Origin of the sequence: Bacteroides sp. HF-162 (assembly GCF_015679285.1) — a bacterium.
In the GTDB taxonomy this organism is placed as follows: Bacteria; Bacteroidota; Bacteroidia; order Bacteroidales; family Bacteroidaceae; genus Bacteroides; species Bacteroides uniformis.
Genome location: NZ_CP064937.1, coordinates 167642 through 193468, shown reverse-complemented (window position 1 = coordinate 193468; position 25827 = coordinate 167642). Strand labels below are relative to the sequence as shown.

The 25827-nt window shown below is 47.4% G+C and carries 13 protein-coding genes; 11 read left to right on the top strand and 2 right to left on the bottom strand.

The window, feature by feature from the left end; translation table 11 throughout:
- Nucleotides 1–2: 2 nt before the first annotated feature.
- Nucleotides 3–1058, top strand: coding sequence for a Gfo/Idh/MocA family oxidoreductase (locus ITJ87_RS00750; protein ID WP_117600790.1), 1056 nt, complete (start codon nt 3–5; stop codon nt 1056–1058).
- A 4-nt stretch (nt 1059–1062) separates the two neighbouring features.
- Here ITJ87_RS00750 and ITJ87_RS00745 read toward each other — a convergent pair whose 3' ends face one another.
- Both ITJ87_RS00745 and ITJ87_RS00740 read right to left on the bottom strand, forming a co-directional pair.
- Nucleotides 1063–1923 (bottom strand): hypothetical protein, encoded by an 861-nt coding sequence (locus ITJ87_RS00745; protein WP_117600791.1) that lies wholly within the window; start codon nt 1921–1923, stop codon nt 1063–1065.
- A 67-nt stretch (nt 1924–1990) separates the two neighbouring features.
- The gene (locus ITJ87_RS00740) at nt 1991–3046 is read right to left on the bottom strand and encodes a porin (RefSeq protein ID WP_117600792.1); all 1056 of its coding nucleotides are present in this window, start codon (nt 3044–3046) and stop codon (nt 1991–1993) included.
- A gap of 285 nt (nt 3047–3331) precedes the next feature.
- Between ITJ87_RS00740 and ITJ87_RS00735 the strand changes: the two genes are divergently transcribed.
- From ITJ87_RS00735 to ITJ87_RS00690, 10 genes are all read left to right on the top strand, one after another.
- Complete coding sequence (locus ITJ87_RS00735; protein ID WP_229135074.1) at nt 3332–5611, top strand: exo-alpha-sialidase; 2280 nt, start codon at nt 3332–3334, stop codon at nt 5609–5611.
- Between the two features lie 509 nt (nt 5612–6120).
- Nucleotides 6121–8532 (top strand): hypothetical protein, encoded by a 2412-nt coding sequence (locus ITJ87_RS00730; RefSeq protein ID WP_230391784.1) that lies wholly within the window; start codon nt 6121–6123, stop codon nt 8530–8532.
- Between the two features lie 524 nt (nt 8533–9056).
- Nucleotides 9057–10898, top strand: coding sequence for a collagen binding domain-containing protein (locus ITJ87_RS00725; RefSeq protein ID WP_098032192.1), 1842 nt, complete (start codon nt 9057–9059; stop codon nt 10896–10898).
- A 93-nt stretch (nt 10899–10991) separates the two neighbouring features.
- On the top strand, nt 10992–12446 hold the full coding sequence (locus ITJ87_RS00720) for a glycoside hydrolase family 76 protein (RefSeq protein WP_117600796.1): 1455 nt from the start codon (nt 10992–10994) through the stop codon (nt 12444–12446).
- An 18-nt stretch (nt 12447–12464) separates the two neighbouring features.
- Nucleotides 12465–15635, top strand: a complete 3171-nt coding sequence (locus tag ITJ87_RS00715; RefSeq protein ID WP_117965171.1) for a TonB-dependent receptor — start codon at nt 12465–12467, stop codon at nt 15633–15635.
- Nucleotides 15636–15665: 30 nt separating this feature from the next.
- Nucleotides 15666–17732 (top strand): RagB/SusD family nutrient uptake outer membrane protein, encoded by a 2067-nt coding sequence (locus tag ITJ87_RS00710; RefSeq protein WP_098032189.1) that lies wholly within the window; start codon nt 15666–15668, stop codon nt 17730–17732.
- A 28-nt stretch (nt 17733–17760) separates the two neighbouring features.
- The gene (locus ITJ87_RS00705) at nt 17761–18576 is read left to right on the top strand and encodes a DUF3823 domain-containing protein (protein ID WP_098032188.1); all 816 of its coding nucleotides are present in this window, start codon (nt 17761–17763) and stop codon (nt 18574–18576) included.
- A gap of 118 nt (nt 18577–18694) precedes the next feature.
- On the top strand, nt 18695–20875 hold the full coding sequence (locus ITJ87_RS00700) for a hypothetical protein (RefSeq protein ID WP_117713797.1): 2181 nt from the start codon (nt 18695–18697) through the stop codon (nt 20873–20875).
- Between the two features lie 59 nt (nt 20876–20934).
- Nucleotides 20935–23430, top strand: coding sequence for a glutaminase domain-containing protein (locus tag ITJ87_RS00695; RefSeq protein WP_098032186.1), 2496 nt, complete (start codon nt 20935–20937; stop codon nt 23428–23430).
- A 17-nt stretch (nt 23431–23447) separates the two neighbouring features.
- Nucleotides 23448–25754, top strand: a complete 2307-nt coding sequence (locus ITJ87_RS00690; RefSeq protein ID WP_117965173.1) for a GH92 family glycosyl hydrolase — start codon at nt 23448–23450, stop codon at nt 25752–25754.
- Nucleotides 25755–25827 lie beyond the last annotated feature (73 nt).

Below are 25827 nucleotides of genomic sequence, written 5' to 3'. Positions count from 1 at the left end.
ATATGGACAAGATAAGAACCGGATTAGCCGCTTACGGAATGTCGGGACGTGTTTTTCATGCTCCCTTCATCTCCACCAATCCTCATTTTGAATTGACTGCCGTCATGGAGCGCAGTAAGGAACTCTCCCGGGAGAAGTATCCCGACGCTTGTATTGTGCGGAGTTTTGAGGAACTTATCGGAGTGGAAGGGTTGGATTTGGTTGTCATCAACACACCGGACAGCACTCATTATGAGTATGCCCGCCGCGCCCTCGAAGCAGGTAAGCATGTGGTTGTGGAGAAGCCTTTCACCACCACTGTGGCAGAAGCTGAGGAACTTGTGGCATTTGCCGCAAGCCGGGGGCTGACCTTGAGCGTTTACCAGAACCGCCGGTGGGACTGCGATTTCCTGACAGTTAAGCAAATACTATCCAAAGGCTTGCTGGGACATCTGGTGGAGTTTGAATCTACCTTTCCCCGTTATCGTAATTTTATCAAGCCGAATACTTGGAAGGAAACCGGACAAGATGGCGGCGGCTTGACCTATAACCTGGGTGCTCACGTCATAGACCAGGCTGTGCAGCTGTTCGGTATGCCCGAAGCCGTCTTTGCAGATATTGCCACGTTGCGCAAGGACAGCAAGGTAGACGACTATTTCATCATCCATTTGTTACGTCCCTCAAAGGCGCCCGAAGTGAAGATAACGCTGAAATCCAGCTATCTGATGTGTGCGAGCGAACCCCGTTTCGTCCTCCACGGCAGGGAAGGTTCTTACGTAAAATATGGTTTCGACCCGCAGGAAGCTGCCTTGACCGAGGGCGTATTGCCCGGCACTCCGCACTGGGGCGAGGAGGACAAATCCTCTTGGGGACTGCTTTATACGGAAAAGGACGGTAGAATCGTGCATGAACCTTATCCAAGTCTTCCCGGTGATTATGCAGCTTTTTATGAGAATATCTATCGGCATATCCACCACGGCAAACCTTTGCAGAGCGATGCCCGGGAGGTGGTCGGAGTCATCCGCTTGATAGAAGCAGCCTGGGAAAGCAGCCGTATGCAGTGTGTGGTTCGTATCTGATCCTTTACCCGGTAGGGACGTGTAACTTCACATGTGTCAGCCGGGTATATTTGGTGCTTCCTATCATATAGGTACGTGCTATGCGTGCCGATGCTATTTCCATGATTTCCCCTACTTGGTAGGCATGTTCCACGGCAGGCAGTTGGCATGATTTCCGGCTTGCCGTGCGTGCGTTCATCCGGATGCTGACGAAGTTGCCGACGGAGTCTTTCAGTTTCAACACTTGGCGTACGTAGAAATAAGGAGTGGTTCCTTTGAGCTGCGTCTTGTAGGGGTTGTCTTCCAGTCGCACGCTGAGTACGGTCAGTGTCAGGTTCTCCACTTTTTCCCCTTCCTTCCCCAGAAAACGTCCACCGGTGGTTTGGTACGTTTTTCTTCGTTGTATGTCGAGATGGACTGAATGGTAAATCTTGGCAATCTGTACGAAACGTTCCTGCTTGGGGATGCGTGGCTGGAATTTGAAGGCTATCCACGTAAGATAGGCAGGGTCTATACGGAGAATTTCGTGCAGGAAATGCCCGTGGTATTTGCCTATGGAGATAATGTCGTCCCCTTTGCTCTGCATTCTTTTGGCATTGTACTCCACAAGCAACAGGCTGCGCGGTGAGTAGAAGCATAACGTGCTTGCCATCCGCAGCGTTTCGTGAATGTCGGTGGAAAGGTCGCAAATGTAGAAGATGGACTGTCTCCCGGGCAGTGGAGAGTAAATCCACAAAGTATATTGGAGATGCTCCGGCCGGGGCAGTACGATAAGATAGGCGCCTACTTCCTTATAAGAGGCTCTCCCTTGATTGTATGCATTCAGTTTACTATACAATAAGTCTTGTTCAGTCTGCGGTATACCGGGTATGATTGGATTTGCCATAGCTCGGAATAATTTATTCCAAATATACATTTTTGGAATGAAAGAAACAAGGGGAAGCCAAGAAATATCAGAAGCGTACCATCAATTCCAATACTACTTTGTCTTGTTCCGACTCCTTCGCTATGCTGTTTTTGGCATAGAAGTATTTCTCGTAATTCAACCGGAGGTCTGTGCGGAATGCTTTGCTGAGGCTGAAGGTGATGCCGCCTGTCAGGCGTTGGCGTTTGTAGTCGGTCACTGTCAGCCTGCCGGTTTCTTCATCGGTGGTTTTGGCGTCGCTCTGGTCGGTCATCATGTCGTAGCGTAGCAGGAAAGACATTTGGTTGAATACTTTTCGTAGCGGCAGGTCGTAGTTGATGAAAGTGTTGACGGCGTGTACATCTTTGAAAGCGTTGTCGGAATATTGCTTGTACAAATATTCGCCTTCGATATGGAAACGGCCGGTTTCATAGTAGGCACCGATGTCGTAGGATTGCATACGTACTTCTTCCGGCTGGATGCTCTGCACGCTCAGTGCCAGGTTCAGTCCTTTGGTGAAGAGAAATTGGGCTTTGGCGGAGTAGTTCACTTCCTTGTGCCATTCTTTCTGGTTAGTCAGTCCGGAACCGTTGAAAAGTCCTCCTTCCACAGTGATAGGTACATCGGTAGGCAGGGTATATCCTACTGTGAACCCCACGTCCCGTACATTGCCCACTTGCTTGGCGATGAACGAGCGGTTGGGGAAGTATTGCTGGTGCGGTGAGCGGTGGGCGTCGATGGTGAAGGGGACGCGCATTTGTCCGGCGGTGACTGTCAGTCCTTTTGTTGGGAAAAGCCGGGCGTAGGCATCCAGCATCTTGATTTGACCTTCGTCGGAGAGGTCTATCTCGGCTTTGTAGGCTACGCTGGGCAATACGTTACCCGTCACGCTGACGCGGGCATTGCGTACTTCGAAACGTCCTGCACCCATGGTGGTCTGATATTCGTATTTGGCGCGGATGGTTCCGTGGACTTCCGGCAGGTAGTCTTTGGTTTCCATCTTCTCCTTTTCAATCTTTTTTCCGTCCTCGTTGATGGAGGGCGTTTGGGCAATTGCGGCCAACGGCAGCAGGGCAATCAGTACTGTCAATGCACTTTTTTTCATAATCTGTTGTTGTCGAATGATTTGTCGGCGACAAAGTTCGGACATACGTGTTGTGTTTTTGTGTCATATATGTTGCATTGTTGTTACAAAAACTGTTAGAGAGAAGAACTGTGATAGGTGCCGTTTTAATCTTTTTATGGCTTGATTTAGTTTCTTGCTTTTATTAAAACGTTGGTTGTTAGGATTATATGTGCACTGAGCAAAAGTTTCAGTCTGAAATATCAATGAAATATTCCTATCTTTGAAGAAAATATCAAGAACGTTTGTTTTAGAACTCTGATGCTTATGAAAAGACAGTTGTTTTTAGCAGGAATAAGTTTGATGCTGGGGGGCATGTCAATGCTTGCCCAAGATATATCTCCGGTGAATTCCGTTTCTTACGAATGGAAGAGCGTACCGATAGTGGGAGGAGGCTTTGTGGACGGTATTGTTTTTCACCCAGAAGCTCCCGGTATCCGTTATTGCCGCACCGATATGGGAGGGGCCTATCGGTGGGATGCTGCTTCCTGCCAGTGGACGCCCTTGTTGGACTGGATAAGTCTGGATGAAAGCAATCTGCAGGGAGTGGAGAGCATTGCCATTGACCCGCAGAATCCACAGAACGTGTATATTGCCTGCGGTACGTATACCAGTAGCTCCAATGGGGCCATACTCTGTTCTTATGATGGCGGCAGAACCTTTGCTCGCGTTGATGTGCCTTTTACGATGGGTGGCAACGAGAATGGGCGTGGTAATGGGGAACGGATGATGGTGGACCCGCAGAATGGGAATATCATTTATATGGGAACCCGTTTGCATGGCTTATGGCGCAGTACGGATAAGGGGAGGAGCTGGGCACGGGTAGCGTCTTTCCCGAATGTCTCCGAGAAGCTTAATCCCGTCGACCGTGCCGCATGGGAGAATCGCGGCAGTGGTATTGTCTGTGTTGCCTATGATGCACAAGGCACTCGCGACGAGCGTGGCACCCGTGACATTTATGTGGCAGTGTCATTGATGGGCAGGGAAAATCTGTTTGTGAGTCACGACTATGGTGAAAGTTGGCAGCCGGTCGGGGGACAGCCGATGCAGTATCGCCCCACGCATATGGTCTTGACCGGTGACGGGCAATTGGTTCTGACGTATGGAGATACTCCCGGTCCAAGCCAGATGGGGGATGGAGGTGTGTGGAAATACGATATCCGTAAAGGCAAATGGACAGACATTTCTCCCGTCAGACTGCCAGGTGGCGAAAAGGCAGGATTTGGCTATGCAGCCGTATCTGTAGATTCTCGTAATCCGAAGCATCTGATTGCCAGTACACACAGTCTAGGGGGCAAGCACGGTTATAAAAGTGATGAGATGTTCCGTACGACTGACGGTGGCAAGAGCTGGAAACCGATTTTCAAGACGGGATATGAGTATGATTATTCCAAAGCTCCCTATACAAAGGTAGCGCCCCTACACTGGATGTTCGACATAGAGATAGACCCTACCGACGCTGAACATGCCATGTTTACCACCGGTTTCGGTGGCTGGGAAACTTTTAATCTCTCTGCCGTGGAACGCGAGGAACCGGTGAAATGGAGTATCATGTCTGCCGGTATCGAAGAGACCGTGCCTCTCGAACTTTATGCTCCCGAAAAAGGGGCGCGCCTGATTTCCGGTATCGGTGATTATGGTGGCTTTACGCATTTCGACCTCAATCGACCCGATTCGTTGGGCAGCCATGCCAATCCTCATTTCGGAAATACGAATGGAGTGACAGGCGCTTGGCTGAAGCAGGATTTGGTAGTCAGGGTTGGTACACTGTTTGGCCATCAGCCGGATGCAAAGACTATCTCATATTCAGAAGATGGGGGCAGGCACTGGACTATGTGTGCCACCGTTCCAACAGAGAAGTCTCGTAATGGGCATATCGCCGTGGCAGCAGATGGCTCTTCTTGGATTTGGATACCCGACCGCTCGAAGGCTTATCTGACCCGTGATAAGGGGGCTTCTTGGCAAGTTTGCCGTGGTTTGCCTAAGAATATCCGCGTCATAGCAGATAAGGTGAACCCCAAACGTTTTTATGCTGTAGATGCTGTGGCCGAAATATTGTATAGCAGCGAGGATGGTGGGGCGACTTTTCATGCCGACACATTGAATTTAACGGTTAAACGGTCCCAACGCGGTAATGCCGGTGCCGCTGTACGAAGAGGAGATCTGCGTGGAGGGCAAGACCGTATCTATGCTACTCCCGGTCGTGAAAAAGATTTGTGGATTGCAGCTTATGATGGTTTGTACCACTCTGTCACTTCAGAAAAATTTGATTTCCGTGTTTTGGATAAGGTACGTACCATCTATGCTTTTGGCTTCGGCAAGGCAAAGCCGGGTAATGATTATCCTGCCATCTATCTGATAGGCGTAATCAACGGGCAATATGGTTTCTTCCGTTCTGACGATGCGGCTAACTCTTGGGTACGTATCAACGATGATGCCCATCAATATGGCTTGGTATTGCATATCTGCGGTGACATGCAGGAATATGGACGGGTTTATATAGGGACACATGGCCGGGGAATTGTGACGGGAGTACCCGCGTCATAGCTTTTCTTCATGCAGTTCATGTAATCTCCTTTGTGCCTACTTTTCATCAAGTCCGTACATCTGCAGCCTTTATGGGCACTGAGATGATACGGACTTTTAGTTTCTTATATTGTCATTATGTACTGTAGGTTACTGCCGTCATTTCGGTATTTGCAGTCATTACCTCCATAATCTCTTCTCTTACGAATATTGTCTTTTCATTTAGTATAAATTTAGTCAACATCCGTTTGGAAAGTCTTGTGACTGTATGATATATTACTTTTTCAAAGAAAATATTTTTCGTTCGTTTATATTTTAATATATTTGCATTCCAATCTTCCCATCATTTGTTAATAAATGTTGGCTAGTGTTTGATGATGGTATTGCATAACCTTAAATGAAACCTAATGGTACACTTGTATAGATATATCATTTTTATAATTGGCCTTTGCACTACCCAACTGGTTTCCGCATACGGATTAAGATTTCGTGGCGCGGTCAGTCCTATTGATCAAAGAACATCCTATGATGTGTTTGCTCATAGTTATCCTTCTTTCAGAGACTATTTTGACTTGGAGTTCAATATAGCTTTGTATTCTACCGAGAGCGTCGGTTATATCTTGCGTGTTAAGGGGAAGGATGAAGGACAGATTTTCAATCTTTTTTTTGATTTTCGTGGTGATGATATCTTGTTCCGTTTGAATCAAGAGGGGAAGTGTGTGTTGATAGCCTTGCCTGTCAATAAGGCTGGAGCGATGAAATCCCATTGGTTTAGGGTGAAGATAGCCTTTAACTTGAAGCAGGATGAGATTACTCTCAAGATTCATGATCAGGAAAAAGTATGCAAGGGTGTAGCACTTGCCGATGAGTTCAGCCCGAAAATAGTGTTCGGTAAGAGCGACCACATTATTGACGTTCCAGAGATAGCTATTGATAAGTTGGTTGTGCACGCTGACCACACTTACACGTTTCCTTTGGATGAGGCGGAAGGAGAATCGGTTTTTGACCGGGAAGGGATTCTTTACGGTAAAGTGGAAAATCCGGTGTGGCTGATTAATGAGGCCTTTCACTGGAAGCGGGAGGGCGGTTTTGCGTCGGCTTCAGAAGCAGGTTCTTGTTATAATATTGGTAGAAATGAGATTTATTATTTCAATCGTGATTCGTTGTTTGTCTACAATATGGAGACGGGAAATATTTCTGCCAAGGCTTTTACCGAACGGTGTCCTGTGAAGTTGTTTCTTGCCGGTAGTTTCTTTGACAGTGCCAGTGAAAGGTTATATGTCTACGAGGTATATACAGAGAATGGGGATGCGGAGCCTATGATAGCAACTCTAGACTTGAATACATTGGGCTGGAGAGTAGAGAGTTACAGTCGGCTCAGCATGCAGTTGCATCATCATTGTTCCTATTATGATGCAGTCCGCAAGCGTTACACCATCTTCGGTGGTTTCGGCAATATGTATTACAGTAATAAATTCTATATATTCGATCCGGAAGAAGCGCGTTGGGATACACTTGGTTCTCTATCCGGTGATTTTCTTTGTCCCCGTTATTTCTCTTCGGCCGGTTATTTGGACAGTAACCATTCTGTCTATATTTTTGGCGGTATGGGCAATGAGTCGGGTGACCAGGTAATAGGCCGCCGTTATTTTCACGATCTTTATAAGGTGGATTTGCAAGAGATGCATGTGCAGAAACTTTGGGATATTTCGGAAGGACAGCCCAATGTGGTGCCGGTGCAGGATATGCTGATACAGAATGATTCTTGTTTTTATGTCTTGCGTTATCCCGAGAGTGTGTCTAACTCGTTTTTGCATCTCTACCGTTTTCTTATAAAAGATGGCAGCTGTCAGATATTGGGTGATTCCATTCCCATTTACTCTGATAAAATCACGACAAATGCTCGTCTTTATTATAACGAGCGTTTAAGCAGGCTTTTTGTGACGGTGCAGGAAACACGTGATGACGTATCTTCCAAATTTTCTGTTTATTCGTTACTCTTTCCACCGGTTTCTCTTGAAAAATATATTGCGAATAACAGTGGAGGAAGTGTTTCACGTGTATGGCTAGTGCTGGCGGTCGCGGTTGTAGTTGGTGGAGGCGTATGGATAGTGTACAAGTGGCGCCGAAACTCCGGTAAGGGCGAGGCCGGCAAAGCTGTGAGACAAGACAAGGAACAGCTTCTTGATGCTTCTGATACCACTAAGATGGAGAGGCAGGCAGTAGATGCGGGAACTGCCAACTCCATGTATTTATTCGGTGATTTTTCCGTTTTCGACCGGAGTGGTCGCAACATCTCTTATATGTTTTCCTTGCGTATCAAACAAATATTCTGTCTCATTTTGCGTTATAGCGATGCCGACGGAATTTCTTCCAAACAACTGAGTGACTTGATATGGCCCGACAAGCCAAAAGATAAAGTGAAAAACTCGCGTGGAGTAGCCATCAATCATTTGCGCAAGATTCTGAAAGAACTGGATGGCATAGAACTGGTTTATGAGAAAGGATGTTTTCGTTTCACGCTGTCTTCTGTCTTTTATTGTGATTATCTGCGTTTTATGGCGATAGTTGCTGAAAACCGGGTAGAGAATTGCCGGCAAGAGTTCCTGCATATTGTAGGGCGTGGCAAGTTTGTCGGCTTTATGGACGATCCGTTGTTCGACGGTTTTAAGCAAGATGTGGAGTGCCGCCTGGAAGTGCTTGTTTTACAGTTGATGAAAGAGGCTTTTGAGGCTCAGGATTATTCGGAAGCTGTGAGTTTGGCTGAAGCGGAATTCAATATTGATCCGGTGAACGAAACAGCCTTGTCTTGTTGCATCAAGTCACTTTTCATGCTTAAGCATGAAAATGCTGCTATTGGTACTTATCAAAGATTTGTGGCAGAATACAAAAAACATACGGGGGAAGACTACCCTACTCCTTTCAGCCTTTATTGGAATTAGCTTTCCCGGTATGCTGCATCCGGTATTTTTTGTCTTTGCTTTTTCTTTTATTTTTCTGTCTGCTTTCCTGAAGTTCTTGTTGTTGTTCTTATATGCAATTGAAAAGTATTTATAAAATATTTTTAAGTTTAGGCACATATGTAGGCTATCTCAGTCGTATACTGAGATAGCCCATTATTTCTCCTCTGATAATTAGGCTCCCAAAATCGATGAATTCAATATGGTAAATGAAGACAAATGGGCTGTTGAAAATAAAGATTTAGTAGGACTTATACGATAATTGTTTTATTCGCGGCACTACTTTTGTGGCTTAAAGTGTTAGGCGAAGTCTGTACTTTCTTTTATGGGTTAAAATGATCTGGATTAATGTTTTTTTTATGCCATTATACCCAAATTAACCCTAAAATTAACCCATGTGGAATCAATTTTGCAAATAAGGGGGCGATTTGCAACACCCTGAGGCTGATGTGGGCGATTGGCATCGGCTCCTTTGTTATATTAACTTCTAATTAATAATTTAAGCTATGAAACAGTTGAAAAAGCTGAAAGTTTTTGGACTGATGGCCATGCTTATAAGTATGGTCATCATGGCGAGCTCTTGTTCGGACGATGATACGGGCGGAAGGGCTTTATCTTATGGAAAGGTGACGGGTGTCGTCACGGATGATTTATCTTCCCCTCTTGAAGGGGTCACAGTTTTAGTCGATGGTTCCGGTATAACGGCTGCACCGGACGGTCCTCAGACCACGACAAATTCGCAGGGTGTATATACACTCGAAAATATTTCAATAGGTACACATATAATTACATTTACGAAAGCCGATTACCAGACGGTAAGTGTTACCGTTGTGGCAGGAAAATTCAATGAAGAACAAGTGGCTGAAGTTAGCCCTAAAATGGAGTATGCAGCCGCAAAAATCAAAGGAAAAGTAGTTGATGCAGGAAAGGGAAATACTCCGTTGGAAGGAGTGACGGTCAGCATCAGTTCCACACAGACTGCCACCACCGGAAGCGATGGTACATTTGAAATTGGTAATTTGCCATTGGCAGACTACACCGTTACTTTTACCAAAGCAGGCTATGCTTCCATTGCGAAGAAGGTAGCTATAGCTGACTTTGTGGATGGCATTGCCACTATAGAGGTTCGCATGGGTGGGACAGAAATATTGCGCGGACTAACTCTTGATGATTTGAAAGCTGCAGAAAAATGGTATTATAACGAATACCGTGGCGGACGAAACGCTGAAAGCTATCCCCACTGGGATTGGGCTTGCAACTACATGTGTACGATGGACTTCCGTGGCGACTGGGAAGAGCAGAACGAAGGAACCACTCTCCGCATTCGTAACAATGAAGAGGACCGCAAGAATCCTGCTGACTTGGAGATATTCGATTCCTTTGTATTCGGAAGCAAGCTGATTACAGAAGATAACTACATGATGACCCTCCAGATCCGTACGCACAGTGCCGACGAAGCTGCTCCGGTATATTATGGCGTGCAGGTGGTAGACCTGACTGCTACCGATCCGAAGGCTGAGATGGTGGGTGATGTCAGAACCTATGCCTCGGAAAATTACATTTCTGTTCCAGTAGACTTGAGCAAATACATCGGTAAGGAAGTAATCATTGCCATCGGTACATTCCGTGCCCAGACTGGTGATTACTGGAAGCAGTTGGTATTGCGCCGCATCGCTTTTGCTAAAGAAGCCGTTGAAGGATGGGGCTGGTTGCCCGGAACATCGGTCGAAGAGTTGGATGGTTGGGAGATGACCCGGGAAATGGTACGCTCTACCATGCCGCAAATGAAGTCGAAGTTCACTGGCTTGAGTCCGGTTGAGGGAAATCGCGATAACTATGTGGACGCCTATCGTGCATGGCGCGAGGTGGACCATATTTGTGCCGAGTGGTCGTATATGCCGCTCAGTAAAGATCCTGAGGTATTCCCTTCCGAAGGCTATCTGATAAAGACACGTAGTGGAAACAACGTAAGTACCACCGTTCCCGAATCTTATTTCTATGCCAAATTCTCCATTGCGTCTGGGTGTGATAGGATGACATTGAAGACTCGCAACTTCAGTGGAACGAATGCTACCTTCTTCAAGGTGACAGCTATCCGTATGGACGGAACTGTCGTACACTTGGCACCTGCATCCCATACGGCTCAGTTTGCTGAGGCTGCTGCCGACGGTTGCTGGAAATTTATCCATCAGGCCGGAGGAAAGGGGGATCCGGAGGCATATGCCGATTTTGTCTATGATTTGTCTCAGTTCAACGGAGAAGATGTAATGTTGACTATTGGTGTCTTTAAGGGAGAAGAGAACGGCGACGAGAACAAACTGGTGCTGCGTGACATCACAATGGAGTGACAAACTGCTGATATTTAATTTTTTTTGTTTTTCCCTCTTTATCTCCTTTTGCATCTTGTGAGGGGAGAGACGGGGACTGAAGAAACTAATTGTATGAATATAATGAAAAATTTATTTACTTTATTGACTTTGCTCTTATTGACGTTAGTGGCTTGCAGTAATGACTCTGCTGTTGATGAAAAGCCGGACAACGGAGGTACGTATGTTCCAGGTAATCTGCCGGTGCAGAATGTGGCACGTGCCATAGAGCTGATTGACAATGCTGTAGAGTGCTATTTTACGGGTACGGGCATGGCTATGTCACGTTATTATAACCCTTATACCGGAAACCGTTCCAGTGAGTTGGGCAGTGTGTGGATGTACACTAGCTCCATTGAGGCCGTGAATGCTGCGATGAAAGCCATGAAGACCGGGAAGACAAAGGGAGAGACGGCTCTTTATGACTCTCACTTTAACCGCTACAAGGAACTTTTAGCTCAACTTTATGACAATCTGGAGTTTTATGCAGGTACTTTTACGCTGACCTCTTATACGCAGACCAAACAGTGGACGGTATACGGCGTAAACCGCGGCAACGGCAAGGGAGCTGCACAAGTGGAAGGTACCCTCAATGTTTACGATGACCAGATGTGGCTGGTGCGTGAACTGTTGGAATCCTATCATATTACTGGTGAACAGCGCTATCTGGAAAAGGCAGAATACCTGACAGAATACGTGCTTGACGGTTGGGACTGCACCCTTGATGAGCAAGGTAGTCCATTGGGAGGCATCACATGGGGACCGGGGTATATCACCAAGCACTCTTGCAGTAATGGCCCTATTGTCAGTCCTCTGGTGTGGCTGCACGAAATTTACAAAGGAAAACCTGACGAAGTGACCTATGGCTACGTGGCTGCCGACAACAGTCGCAAGCTACGCACTGAGAAGAAATCTGACTATTACTTGAATTTTGCCAAAGCTGTTTACGATTGGCAGAAGAAACATTTGCTGAGACCAGACGGGGTGTACGACGATATGATGGGTGGTTATGATTCACCGGACATAAAATATGTTACCATTGATGGTGAACGCTACCGGACTGGTTCCAAACTGCGTGATCGTGTAGGTCCGGCCATCACTTACAATAGTGGTACGATGCTTTCCGGTGCTGCCGACCTTTTCAGAGTTACAAGCGATGCGACTTATCAGACGGACTTGGCGGAATTGACCGATAATAGTTTTGCTTACTTTGCCAAACCTGAAGCTGCCAAACCGGGCTGTTATACATTTGATGTCAGCGGATTCTGCAACTGGTTCAACGGTGTACTGATGCGTGGGTATGTGGATGCTTATTCAACCCACACTGCTGCCGCAAGCTGTATCGAGGCATTCCAGAATAATCTGGATTATGCCTACGAAAACTATCAATACAAACATATGCTTCCCACCAATCTGCTGGTGGGGTGGTACAAAGCTGAAAAGAACAAGAACAACGTGGAAGGAATGTTCACTTTTGCTTTTGCCGCCGAATATGCAGTGTTGGCGAATTATGAATGGAGCAAGAAATAATTTTAAAATTAATGGACTATGAAGAATTTTAGCAAGATGCGACAAGGATTATCCTACATGGTAATGGCATTCCTTCTGATGCTGATTCCGGCAGGTGTTTTCGCACAAAACTCTATTTCCGTTTCAGGAATAGTTATGGATGACACCAATGAACCTGTCATTGGCGCTGCCGTTATGGTGAAGGGCACCACTATAGGTGTCATTACCGACATTGACGGACGTTACACCATCAGTACTCCTGCAGATGGTATTCTCAGTTTCTCTTATGTGGGATTGAAGGACAAGGAAGAGAAAGTGAACGGACGTACCACTATCAACATCATTATGCAGACTGACTCCAAGATGATAGACGAAGTAGTGGTGATAGGTTACGGAACACAACGCCGCGGATCGGTGACGGGTGCCGTTTCTGCCGTCAAAGGGCAGGATATGATAAAGACCAAGAACGAAAATCCGCAGAATATGCTGACAGGACGTATTCCTGGTTTGCGCGTATGGCAGAAGAGTTCTGAGCCCGGGACTTTCAATAACAGTTTCGATATTCGAGGTATGGGATCTCCATTGATTATCATCGATGGAATTCCTCGGAGTACGGAAGAATTCCAGCGTTTGAATGCAATGGATATCGATGATATTTCTGTGTTGAAAGATGCTTCTGCCGCTATTTACGGTGTACGTGCAGCCAATGGTGTAGTGTTGGTGACCACCAAAAAAGGAGGAGCTGGAAAAACGGAATTCTCTTACAATGGTTCCTACACTTTCCAACAACCTTCACGTATGCCTGAACTGTGTGATCCTTATGAATCTATGACGCTGTTCAACGAAATGTCGATGAATAACATCAATGGCGGTTCATGGGTCTTCAGCGAAGAGAGCTTTGAAGCATTCCGTAACGGTACGCGCCGTACGACGGACTGGAATGACTTGATTATCTCTAATGTGGCTCCACAGACACAACACGACATCAGCATTTCCGGTGGCAACGAGAAGACGAAGTTCTATATCAGTATGGGCTACTTTTACCAGGAAGGTATCTTCCGTTCGGGAGACTTGAATTATAATAAGTTCAACCTGCGTTCCAACATTTCAACTGAAGTTGCTAAAGGTATAAAATTCGAACTTGGTGTAAGTGGCATCTCCGACGAACGCAATACGCCTTACTGTAGCGCACAGGATATCATTCGTAACTATTGGCGCCAAGGTGTACTTTATCCTGCATACGCTGATCCTGAAGGGACGATGTTGAACTACAACGGTTTGGACATGGAACAGAATACTGTGGCTATGATGACGGCCGATATTTCCGGTTACAAGAAGTACAAGCAGAAATATTTCCAGTCTTCGGCTACTTTGACGGTAGATTTCAGTGAATACACACCGGTATTGAAGGGATTGACTGCCAAAGCTATGTTCAGTTACGATTATCGTGCTGACAACAACGAGGCTTTCCGCAAAGAGTACTACCAGTATGCTTATGACGAGCAGACCGGTACCTACAATCAGAAGGTTTATAACGAAAGTTCGCCCAGCAACATGCGTCGCGAGTTCTATGACAAATCACAGATGTTGGGACAATTCACAGTGAACTACGACCGCACTTTTAACGATGTCCACCATGTGGGTGGTGTTGTCGGTTGGGAGGTACAGAAGCGCAACGGTGACAACTTCTACGCTGTCCGCGACCTGGCATTCTCTATGCCTTACCTGCTGGCTGGTGTGACTGAAGGACAGATCGGCGCCATGCAGACTGGTAATAATGATTTGTATGAACAAGCTAACGAAGCTTTGATAGGTCGTGTCAACTATTCGTTTGCCGACCGATACCTGCTGGAAGCACAGTTTCGTTACGACGGTTCCAGCAAGTTTGCCAAGGGGCATCAATGGGGTTTCTTCCCTTCAGTATCGGCTGGGTGGAGAGTATCCGAAGAACCTTTCTTCAAAAGCATAGATGCTTTGAAGTTTGTCAATCAGCTGAAGCTGCGTGCCAGCTACGGTGTGCTGGGTGATGATGGTGACTTGAATTATGACTGGGCTATGGGGTACACTTATCCTGCAACCAGCGGTAACATGTCTAATGGCGACTATAACGGTTATTCACCGGGCTATATCTTCGGTGGCAAATTCATCAGTGCAGCAAGCCCGATGGCATTACCTAATGAGAACATCACTTGGTTCAAGTCGAAGACATTCGACGTGGGTTTCGATTTTGAAGCTTGGAACGGTCTGCTGGGTGTTTCGTTCGACTATTTTAATCGTCTGCGTACTGGCCGTTTCGCTCGCCGTACCGGTGATTTGCCTACGGTGGTAGGTGCTTCTGCTCCGCGCGAAAATTTGGACAGTGACCGCCAATTCGGTATGGAATTGGAATTGACCCACCGCAACAAGATTGGACAAGTGGCCTATAATCTGAAAGGTATTGCTACCGTTACCCGTCAGAAATACCTGACTGCTTCGGAAAAAGGTCCTTGGGCCAATTCCTACGATCGTTGGCGTAATGACAACTTGACGAACCGTTATCAGGGAGTACAGTTCGGTTATACTTCTGCCGGACGCTACACCAGCTGGAATGATATTTGGAGCTATCCTGGCTACAAGGAACGTGACATTCTGCCGGGTGACTACAAATATGAAGACTGGAATGGTGACGGTGAGATTAACGGTCAGGACGAACATCCGTTTGCCTTTGACCAGACTCCATGGTTGCAGTTCAGTTTAAATGCCGGCTTGCAATGGAAGAACTTAGATTTCAACATGCTGTTGCAAGGCTCTGCGCTGGGTTCTATGGAGTACAAAGAGCCTTTGCATGAAATTTGGGGTAAGAACGGTGGCGGTGCATTGACACAGTTTCTTGATCGCTGGCATCCCGTAGACCCGAAGGCCGATCCCTATGACCCTTCTACTGTCTGGACTTCCGGTCACTACGCCTACACAGGTCGTTGGGCGAAAAACAATTCAGCTTTCAATCGTGTAAGCACCGCTTACCTTCGTCTGAAGAGTATCGAGCTGGGTTATACATTCCCGAAATTGAAACAGATTCCCAATGCCAGTCTGCGTATTTATGCCAATGCTTACAACCTGCTGACATTTACGGGTGTGAAATTTGTAGACCCTGAGCATCCCGATGATGATTTGGGACGCATGTATCCGTTGAACAAGACCTATACATTGGGAGTTTCCCTTTCTTTCTAATTAATGATATAAACCTAAAAAATAATAAATATGAGACATAAACTGATATCCGCGATGTTGTGCATGACTCTTGCCACTTCATGTGTCGATATGGATATTGCTCCCAAAAATATCGTGACTTCCGAGTCGTTGCTTTCCAATGAGTCTGGTATGGACATCTATATGGCACGTTTGTATAGCAATATGCCATGGGAAGACTTTAAATACCTCTCACAATGGGGGGTGAACTTTAATGGTTGGTTGAATGCCATGGGTATTGACGGTACTGGTGAAGCCATGAACAGGGACGGTATTTGCTGTGCGTTTACCGGTGAAGACAATGCTTACTGGGGCAAGGCTTTTGAATTGTTGCGCGATGCCAACTTCCTGCTTGAGAACCTGCCGAAATATCAGAGTTCCTATGCAGAAATTACTTACAACCACTATTTGGGCGAAGCCTATTATGTGCGTGCCACAGTTTTCTATGCCATGGCCCGTCGTTTTGGAGGTATCCCTTTGGTGACAAAAGTCATCCAGTATCCTGGAGACGGAAATTTGGAGGTTCCCCGTGCCAGTGAGGAAGAAACATGGAACCAGGTTTTGGCAGATTATGACAAGGCCATTGAATTGATGATGTCTAGTAGCCCCAAGAGTGGTTACAGTAATAAGTATGTAGCATTGGCTTTCAAGTCAGAAGCAATGCTCTATGCCGGTAGTGTAGCTAAGTATAATGAAACGGTAACTGGACGTTTGACCGGTTTGGGTACCAAGACGGGAGTACGCGTGATCGGATTCGATGAGGACCGCTGGCAAGAGGCTTCCAAGAAGTATTTCACTGAAGCCTACAAAGCCGCTTCCGAGGTGATTAAAAGCGGTGTATACTCACTTTACAAGAAGAAATGGGCCGCTAATGATCCGGAAGCACAATATCAAAATATGGTGGATATGTTCTCCGATCTTAGCAATAATCCTGAGAACATCTATGTGAAGGAGTACGTTTACCCCACCAGTACTCATGCTTACGATTCTTACAACTTACCGCTCACCTTTAAGGCTCCGCTGAACTGTGGTGTTTGCCCGACAGCCGACTTTGTTGAGTTGTTTGATGGTTTCGACCGTTATCCCGACGGTACCTTGAAGGTGACGACAGGCAATTCTTGTACCGAAGGTAATTACGTTATGTATGATAGTCCCATGGACTATTACAAGAATGCTGAACCTAGATTGCGTGCTTACGTCATCTTCCCTGGTGATGTGTTTAAGGGTAAGGAAATTGAAATTTATGCCGGTGTTTATACGGGGGCCGCGCCTGTCAAACCGCTTCTTAGTGACTATTCGTATGGTGCTGCCACTACCAAGTACAATCATCTGAGTGCTTATAAAGAGAAGCCCAAAACGCTTTATCTCAGTCCGAAACCTGAAGATCAGCAGGAAATTGTAACCCTGCCTGATGGCTCTACGATGAAGGCTGCTGGCCAGAACGGTCCTTTCTATGAAGATGGTGGAAGTGCTATGACCGGTTTGCTGGCACGTAAATGGTTGAACCCTGATCCTGCATTTGTTCCTCGGGAAGGCAATAGTGCACAACCTTTTATTTTGATGCGTTATGCCGAAGTGCTGCTGAATGCAGCCGAGGCTGCTGTGGAACTTTCGTTAGCGGGCGTCTCTTCTCCTGATGGTACAGATATGTTGAGTGTGGCAACGAAAGCCATCAATGATATTCGTGAGCGTGCCGGTGCCCGGTTGTTGACTGCCTCGTTGACTGGTACAACAGACAGCCGTGATATCGTCCGCAAGGAACGTCGCAAGGAGTTGGCCTTCGAACATAAGACCAAATGGGACTTGCGTCGCTGGCGTGTGAATCACTATGAAGGTCGCGATGGATTCTGGGGTGAGCAACGCAATAAGGACCGTTTCAGCAACACGACTCGTTATCGTTTCCGTGGTATCTATCCGTTCTATTCGACGGCGACCGGCAAGTGGTTCTTTGATGTTTGTTTCAACTATACGACTGCCGGTGACAAGGACTTCGGTTACACTCCGGTGGACTATTATTTCTCGATTCCGGGTGGTGAGGTTTCTAAGAGTCCTGTGATTGACCAGCAGCCTAATCGATAAAACTCAATAATTAAAAAACTTAAAACGTATGAAAAAGACAATATTTTATAGCTTATTCAGCGCCTTGTTCATGTTAACCTCATGCAGCATGTTCGAAATAGACAACTATGAGGAACCGGCAGAAACAATTTGGGGCGAAGTGGTAGATGAAGCAACTGGTAAGCGTGTATTGACCGACCAGGGCAGTGAGGGTATCCGTGTCCGTCTGACCGAATTGAGTTGGGGTGACAATGTGCAACATAATCCCGATTTTTACTGTATGATGGACGGTACATTCCAGAACACGAAGCTCTTCAAAGGTGAGTATAATGTCCGTATCGACGGCCCGTTCATTCCATTAGTGCGTGAAAATACAGACGGTACCTTGCTCCATGATGGTTCCGTCAATACTGAAATCAGTGGTACGACGAAAGTGAAATTTGAAGTACAGCCCTTTCTGAACGTTGAGTTTGTAGGTGATCCGCAGGTGAGCAATGGGGTCATCAAGGCACAAGTACGCGTGACACGCGGTGTGTCGGATGAAGTTTTCCGTGAAAAAATCCAGCCGATGGGCAATTGGAAAGACGAATACTTGAATGTAACTGACATCCAGTTCTTCGTCAGCTACTCAAACACAGTAGGCTACCGGGCACGCGACGAGCGTTGGTCGAGCAGCATCAGCTATGAAGGTAAGAGTTTCGAAGATTTACTGGGTAAGGAAGTTATTGTCCAGTCTAACGGCAGTATACCTTCGGGCCGCAAAGTGTTTGTACGCGCTGCCGCACGTATTAACTACGACACACCTGTAGGTAGCGGCACACGCCGTTGGAACTACAGTGAGCCGGTAGAAGTACTTATTCCGTAGCTTGATGGCATACAGCCGAGGCTTTGCTGCTATAGTGCCAAAGCCTCGGCTGTTGAGCAATCTTTTGCCATTATAGTGGTAAGGACAATGATTAATACCATAAAAACAAGAAACCAATATGAAGCAAAAACATTTTTTGATAAGTTTGGCTGTCTTGGCAATAGGCATCTCTGTAGATGCTCAGACCAAGGACAATGTTAAAACCACTTTTCAAACCTCACGCGAGTGGAAGCCTTCTATAGACAATAGGGCCGATGCGGTGATGGTGTATGGAGTAGGGGGAAATCCTTCGGATAAATCACGCAAACTATCTTTTGAGGAACGGGTGAAGTCCTGGAAAGAGCGTGGATATATCATACACTTTATGACCGGTATTGCTTGGGGTGAATATCAGGACTATTTTACCGGACAATGGGACGGGAAATGGCATTTGGATGAGGGACAAGTCACACAGACTGGAGATACGATATGGCACGGTCACATGGTGCCCTATATCGTACCGTCGGAGAATTTTTTAAGTTATCTGAAAGAGAGACATGTGAAGAGGGTAATCGACGCCGGTGTGGATGCCATCTTCATGGAAGAGCCTGAATTTTGGGCAAGAGCCGGTTACAGTGATTCTTTTAAGGAGGAATGGAAAAAATACTATGGCTTCGAGTGGAGACCGCAACACGAGTCTCCGGAAAATACTTACTTGTCGAGCAAACTCAAGTATTACTTGTACTATCGTGCACTGAATGAAGTTTTCACCTTTGCCAAAGAATATGGTAAAAGCAAAGGGATGGACGTGAAGTGCTACGTTCCCACCCACTCGCTGGTGAACTATTCGCAATGGCAGATTGTCAGTCCAGAAGCAAGCCTTGCCTCACTTCCTTGTGTGGACGGTTACATTGCTCAGGTGTGGACCGGAACTTCGCGTGAGCCGAATTTCTTTGACGGTCGCAAACGTGAGCGTGTGTTCGAGACTGCCTATCTGGAGTATGGCTCTATGGAGTCAATGACTGCTCCTACTGGTCGCAAGATGTTCTTTCTGACCGACCCTATCGAAGACTGGCCGCGTGACTGGGCAGATTATAAGAAAAACTATCAGGCTACCTTTACTGCACAATTACTCTATCCCAATATAGCCGATTACGAAGTGATGCCTTGGCCGGAACGTATCTACGAAGGACTATATCGGACAAGTGCCAATAGCGACAAGAAAGAACGTATTCCCCGTTTCTATTCCACACAGATGCAGGTGATGATTAATGCCTTGAACCGTATGCCTCTGACTGATAAAGAACTGACCGGAAGCAAAGGATTCAGCGTACTGATGGCAAACTCCTTGATGTTCCAGCGTTTCCCTACGCACAACGGATATGAAGACCCACAATTGGCGAATTTCTACGGTCAGGCGTTGCCTTTGCTCAAACGAGGGGTACCCGTCAAGACCGTCCACATTGAGAACCTCGGCTATAAGGAAGCGCTGGCTGACACAAAAGTGTTGTTGATGACTTATGCGAACATGAAACCGCTTGAGCCTGAAGCGCACAGCCACATAGCCGATTGGGTGAAGAAAGGGGGAGTATTGATTTATAGTGGAACGGACAACGACCCTTTCCAGAATGTAAGGGAATGGTGGAATACCAACGGGCATAACTATGCTACCCCTTCCGCACATCTTTTTGAGCAGATGGGGCTTCCTGCCTGGCCGAATCAGGGAGAATATAGTTACGGTAAGGGAACTGTATGTGTTATTCGTACCGATCCTAAAGATTATGTCCTGCATGAGGGTGGTGACAAATATTTTTTGTATCTTGCGGCCCGGATGTACGAGCAGAACGCGAAAGCGGGAAAGCTGGAGTTCAAAAACAACTTCTATCTGCAAAGGGGAGATTACGACTTGGCTGCTGTGCTTGAAGAGAGTGTGAGCGACGAGCCGTTTACTGTGGAAGGATGTTTGATTGACCTTTTTGATCCCAAATTACCGATATACACTTCCAAGCGGATAAATCCGGGTGAGCAAGCCTTGTTGCTGAATGTAGAACGTGTAGCCGGTAAGAAGAAGCCTCAAGTGCTGGCTTCGGCAAGTCGCGAAGAACAGGAAGAACGCGGAAAAGGCTGGTATTCCTATGTGGCGAAAAGTCCTGCCGAGACTTCAAACGTATCGCGGGTACTGTTGCCGAGTTGTCCTAAGAGTGTGACAGTCGATGGCAAAGAAGTATTCGATACCAAGCGTTGGCATGCAGCAAGTCATACCTATTTGATAGAGTTTGAGAATAATCCTGACGGAGTGTCGGTGAAGTTTTGCTGGTAATCTCAGACCTTTTATTTTTTAGCATTTAACAACATAAACAATTATATTATATAAACGATATGAGAAAAAAGCTTTTATACCCCTTGTTGGCATCATGCCTTTTTGCGTGCAGTGACAAGGATACGTCTTATGAAGTCGTCAAGAATGACTTGAGAGCTCCAGCCTACCCGCTTGTTACCATCGACCCTTATGCCAGTGCATGGTCCATGAGCGATAACCTTTATGACAGCCCCGTTCGCCATTGGACGGGTAAGGATTTCCCTCTGATTGGCGTGGTGAAGGTAGACGGTGTTTCCTACCGTTTTATGGGGACTGAAGAATTGGAGATGAATGCAATCGTGCCCACCTCTCAGCAAGGGGAGTGGACTGGACGGTATATCACAGACAAGCCCGCTGGCGACTGGACATCTGCCGATTACAATGATTCCGGATGGAAGTCGGACCGTGGTGCCTTTGGTACCAAAGAAAATGAGCCTACAGCCAAGACCCAATGGGGAACCCGCAATATCTGGGTGCGCCGTACGGTAAATATCGACCGCGATTTGACCGGCATACCTGTCTATCTGGAATTCTCCAATGATGATGATGCCGTATTCTATATCAACGGAGTGAAGATACACAGTACGGGAACCACATGCAATAAGAACAAGGTCGTGAAACTTTCCGATGAGGCTTTGGCTGCTTTGAAACAAGGAGACAACATCATTGCCGCCGAGTGTATCAATCCGGTCGGCAACGGTCTGCTCGACTTCGGCCTGCAGATTCCGAAACATCAGGAAACCGTGTTTGGCAACACAGCTGTGCAGACCTCTGCTGACGTGCAGCCCATGCAGACACACTACGCTTTTACCTGTGGTGATGTCGACTTGAAAGTCACTTTCACGGCACCTCTTTTCATGGAAGACCTGAAGCTGTTGAGCCGCCCCGTGAATTACCTTACTTACAGTGTTGCTGCCCGTGATGGCAAGGAACACGATGTGGAGGTGTACTTTGAGGCCTCGCCGCGCTGGGCGCTCGACCAGCCTTACCAGCAATCTGCAAGCGAGGGATATGAAGCTGACGGGCTGCTTTACTTGAAGAGCGGAAGCAAAGAGCAGAATATCCTGGCTAAGCAGGGCGATGACCTTCGCATTGACTGGGGATATTTCTACATGGTTTCCGGTAAAGAAAACACAGCATACAGCATCGGCAACAGTACCGAACTGCGCAAGAACTTCGTGAACGGCACCTTTAATTCAGCTTCGCTTGCGGGTGAGGACAGCAACGGGAATATGGCCTTGGTGCGTGACTATGGTAAAGTGAGGAAGGTTACCGACAAGATAATGCTGGGATATGACGACATCTATTCCATCCAATACTTCGGTACAAACTTGCGTTCTTACTGGAACTCGAGAGGCGACCGTACCATCGAGTCGGAAATGCTGGCCGCCTACAATGAGTATGACGAGTTGCTGGCACGCTGCTATGCCTTCGATAAAAAGTTAATGGAGGATGCTTCTGCCGTAGGCGGCAAGGAATATGCCGAACTCTGCGCGTTGGCCTACCGTCAGTCCATTGCCGCCCACAAGCTGGTGGAAGCTCCCAACGGTGACCTTTTGTGGCTGTCGAAGGAAAACAACAGTAACGGCTGTATCAATACGGTGGACCTGACCTACCCCTCGGCTCCCCTCTATCTGATCTATAATCCTGAACTGGAGAAAGGCATGATGAACGGTATCTTCCATTATAGTGAAAGCGGCAAATGGACCAAGCCCTTCGCCGCCCATGATTTGGGTACCTATCCTCTTGCCAACGGACAGGTTTACGGAGGCGATATGCCGGTTGAGGAGAGTGGAAACATGCTGATTCTTACGGCTGCCATTGCTGCCGTAGAAGGCAATGCCGACTATGCTGCCAAACATTGGGAAGTGCTCACCACCTGGACCGACTATCTGGTGGAAAAGGGACTCGATCCTGAGAACCAGCTCTGTACCGACGACTTCGCCGGACACTTTGCCCATAACACGAATCTTTCCATCAAGGCAATTTTAGGGGTGGCCTCTTATGGCCGGTTGGCCGAAATGCTCGGCAAGAAGGATGTTGCCGAAAGCTATACAACGAAGGCCCGTCAGATGGCGGCTGAGTGGGAACGTATGGCCAACGACGGCGACCATTATCGTCTGACCTTTGACAAGCCGGGTACCTGGAGCCAGAAGTACAACCTTGTCTGGGATAAATTGCTCGGACTGAACATCTTTGACACAAAAATTGCAGAAATGGAGATACCTTATTATCTGACGAAGCAGAATATTTATGGTTTGCCTCTGGACAGTCGTGAGACTTATACCAAGACCGACTGGATCATGTGGACTGCTACAATGGCTCCTGACCTGGCCACTTTCCGTGAATTCATCGTTCCTCTGCATAAGTTCATGAACGAAACGATAGACCGCGTGCCTATGTCCGACTGGGTGTTTACCGACAAGCCCAATTGGCGTGGCTTCAAGGCCCGCTCGGTAGTAGGCGGATATTACATGAAAATGCTTGAAGGCAAGCTGATTGGAAATAAACAATGACAAAATCTATTAAACGAATGAAAAGACTTTTTGCATGGGGAACCGCCCTCCTTCTTGTAGGCGGTATGCAGGCGGCCTTACTGCCGGTTGACGAGCCGATTACTCCTGTTGATTACGTCAGCACCTTGGTTGGCACGCAATCCAAGCATGCCCTTTCTACGGGCAACACTTATCCTGCTGTGGCAATGCCTTGGGGTATGAATTTCTGGACACCACAGACCGGTACTATGGGGGATGGATGGGCTTATACTTATGATGCCGACAAGATTCGCGGATTCAAGCAGACACACCAGCCCAGTCCGTGGATTAACGATTACGGACAGTTTGCCATTATGCCTATCACCGGAAAGGTGGCTTTCGACCAGGACGAGCGTGCCAGTTGGTTTTCTCATAAAGCCGAGACCGCCACTCCTTATTATTATAAAGTCTATCTTGCCGACCATGATGTGACGGCGGAGTTTGCTCCTACCGAGCGTGCCGCTGCCTTCCGTTTCACTTTCCCTGAAACGGAGGAAGCCTATGTGGTGGTCGATGCCATGGACAACGGTTCTTTTGTGAAAATCATTCCGGCTGAAAAGAAAATCATAGGCTACACCACCAAGAACAGTGGTGGTGTGCCAAGCAATTTCAAGAACTACTTTGTATTGCAGTTCGATAAGCCTTTTACTTATACTGCTGCCGTGAAGGACGGAAAGATTGCCCCCCGTACCACCGAGGCAAGTGCCAATCATGCCGGTGGCATCATCGGTTTTCATACCCTCCGTGGCGAGCAGGTGAATGTACGTGTGGCTTCCTCGTTCATCAGTCACGAGCAGGCCGAGTTGAACTTGAAGGAACTGGGTGACCGGACGCTTGAAGAGGTGGCGAAAGCCGGGCGTGACGAATGGAACCGGGTACTGGGCCGCATTGAAGTGCAGGATACCGACCTCGACCGTCTGCGTACTTTCTACTCTTGTTTCTACCGTTCTGTGCTTTTCCCGCGCAGTTTCTACGAGATAGATGCGCAAGGTCAGGTAATGCACTACAGCCCCTATAATGGTGAGGTGCTGCCCGGCTATATGTTTACCGACACCGGTTTTTGGGACACTTTCCGTTGTCTCTTCCCCTTTCTCAACCTGATGTATCCATCCATGAATGCCAAGATGCAGGAAGGATTGGCCAACACTTACAAGGAGAGCGGTTTCCTGCCCGAATGGGCCAGTCCGGGACACCGTGGTTGCATGGTGGGCAACAATTCCGCCTCTGTGGTGGCGGATGCCTGGCTGAAAGGTCTGCGTGGCTACGACATCGAGACATTATGGAATGCTGTGAAGAGCGGTACGGAGAATGTGCATCCCGAGGTTTCCTCTACCGGACGCCTGGGACATGAGTATTACAACAAGCTGGGTTATGTGCCCTATAATGTGGGTATCAACGAAAATGCAGCCCGTACGCTGGAGTATGCTTATGATGATTGGTGCATCTACCAGTTGGGACTTTCGCTCGGCAAGTCGAAGAAAGAACTGGCTCCTTTTGCCAAACGCGCGCTGAACTACCGGAATCTTTTCGACCCTGCCCATAAGTTGATGCGCGGCAAGAATGAAGACGGTACGTTCCAATCGCCTTTCAACCCCTTGAAGTGGGGTGACGCCTTCACCGAAGGAAACAGTTGGCATTATTCGTGGTCGGTTTTCCACGATCCGCAAGGACTCATTGACCTGATGGGTGGCAAGGACTCCTTCAACCAGATGATGGATTCCGTGTTTGTGTTGCCGCCTGTGTTCGACGAAAGTTATTATGGCAGTGTCATCCACGAAATTCGGGAGATGCAGATCATGAACATGGGCAACTACGCTCACGGCAACCAGCCCATACAGCACATGATTTACCTCTATAACTATTCCTCCCGGCCGTGGAAGGCGCAGTACTGGCTGCGTGAGGTTATGGAGCGTATGTACAGTGCCAATCCCGACGGCTATTGCGGTGATGAGGACAACGGCCAGACATCTGCTTGGTACGTGTTTTCAGCTTTGGGATTCTATCCCGTCTGTCCGGGTACAGATCAGTATGTGCTGGGTGCTCCTCTTTTCCGTTCTGTGCGTCTGCACTTGGAAAATGGCAAGACTGTGACGATTGAAGCTCCTGAGAATAGTCGTGCCAACCGCTACGTGCAGAAACTTACAGTGGATGGCGTTGACTATACACGCAACTTTCTGACACACGAGCAACTGACGAACGGCTCCTCGCTGCGCTTCACTATGGACAATGTGCCCAACAAACTGCGTGGGACAGGAGAGGAGGATGCTCCTTACTCCTTCTCGAAAACGCTTAAAAAGAAGAAGTGACCTCAAAGCCAAAACCATAGCAATTAATGATGAGGGTGTGCCGAATGTCTGACGGAGTGATAGCTGAAAAACG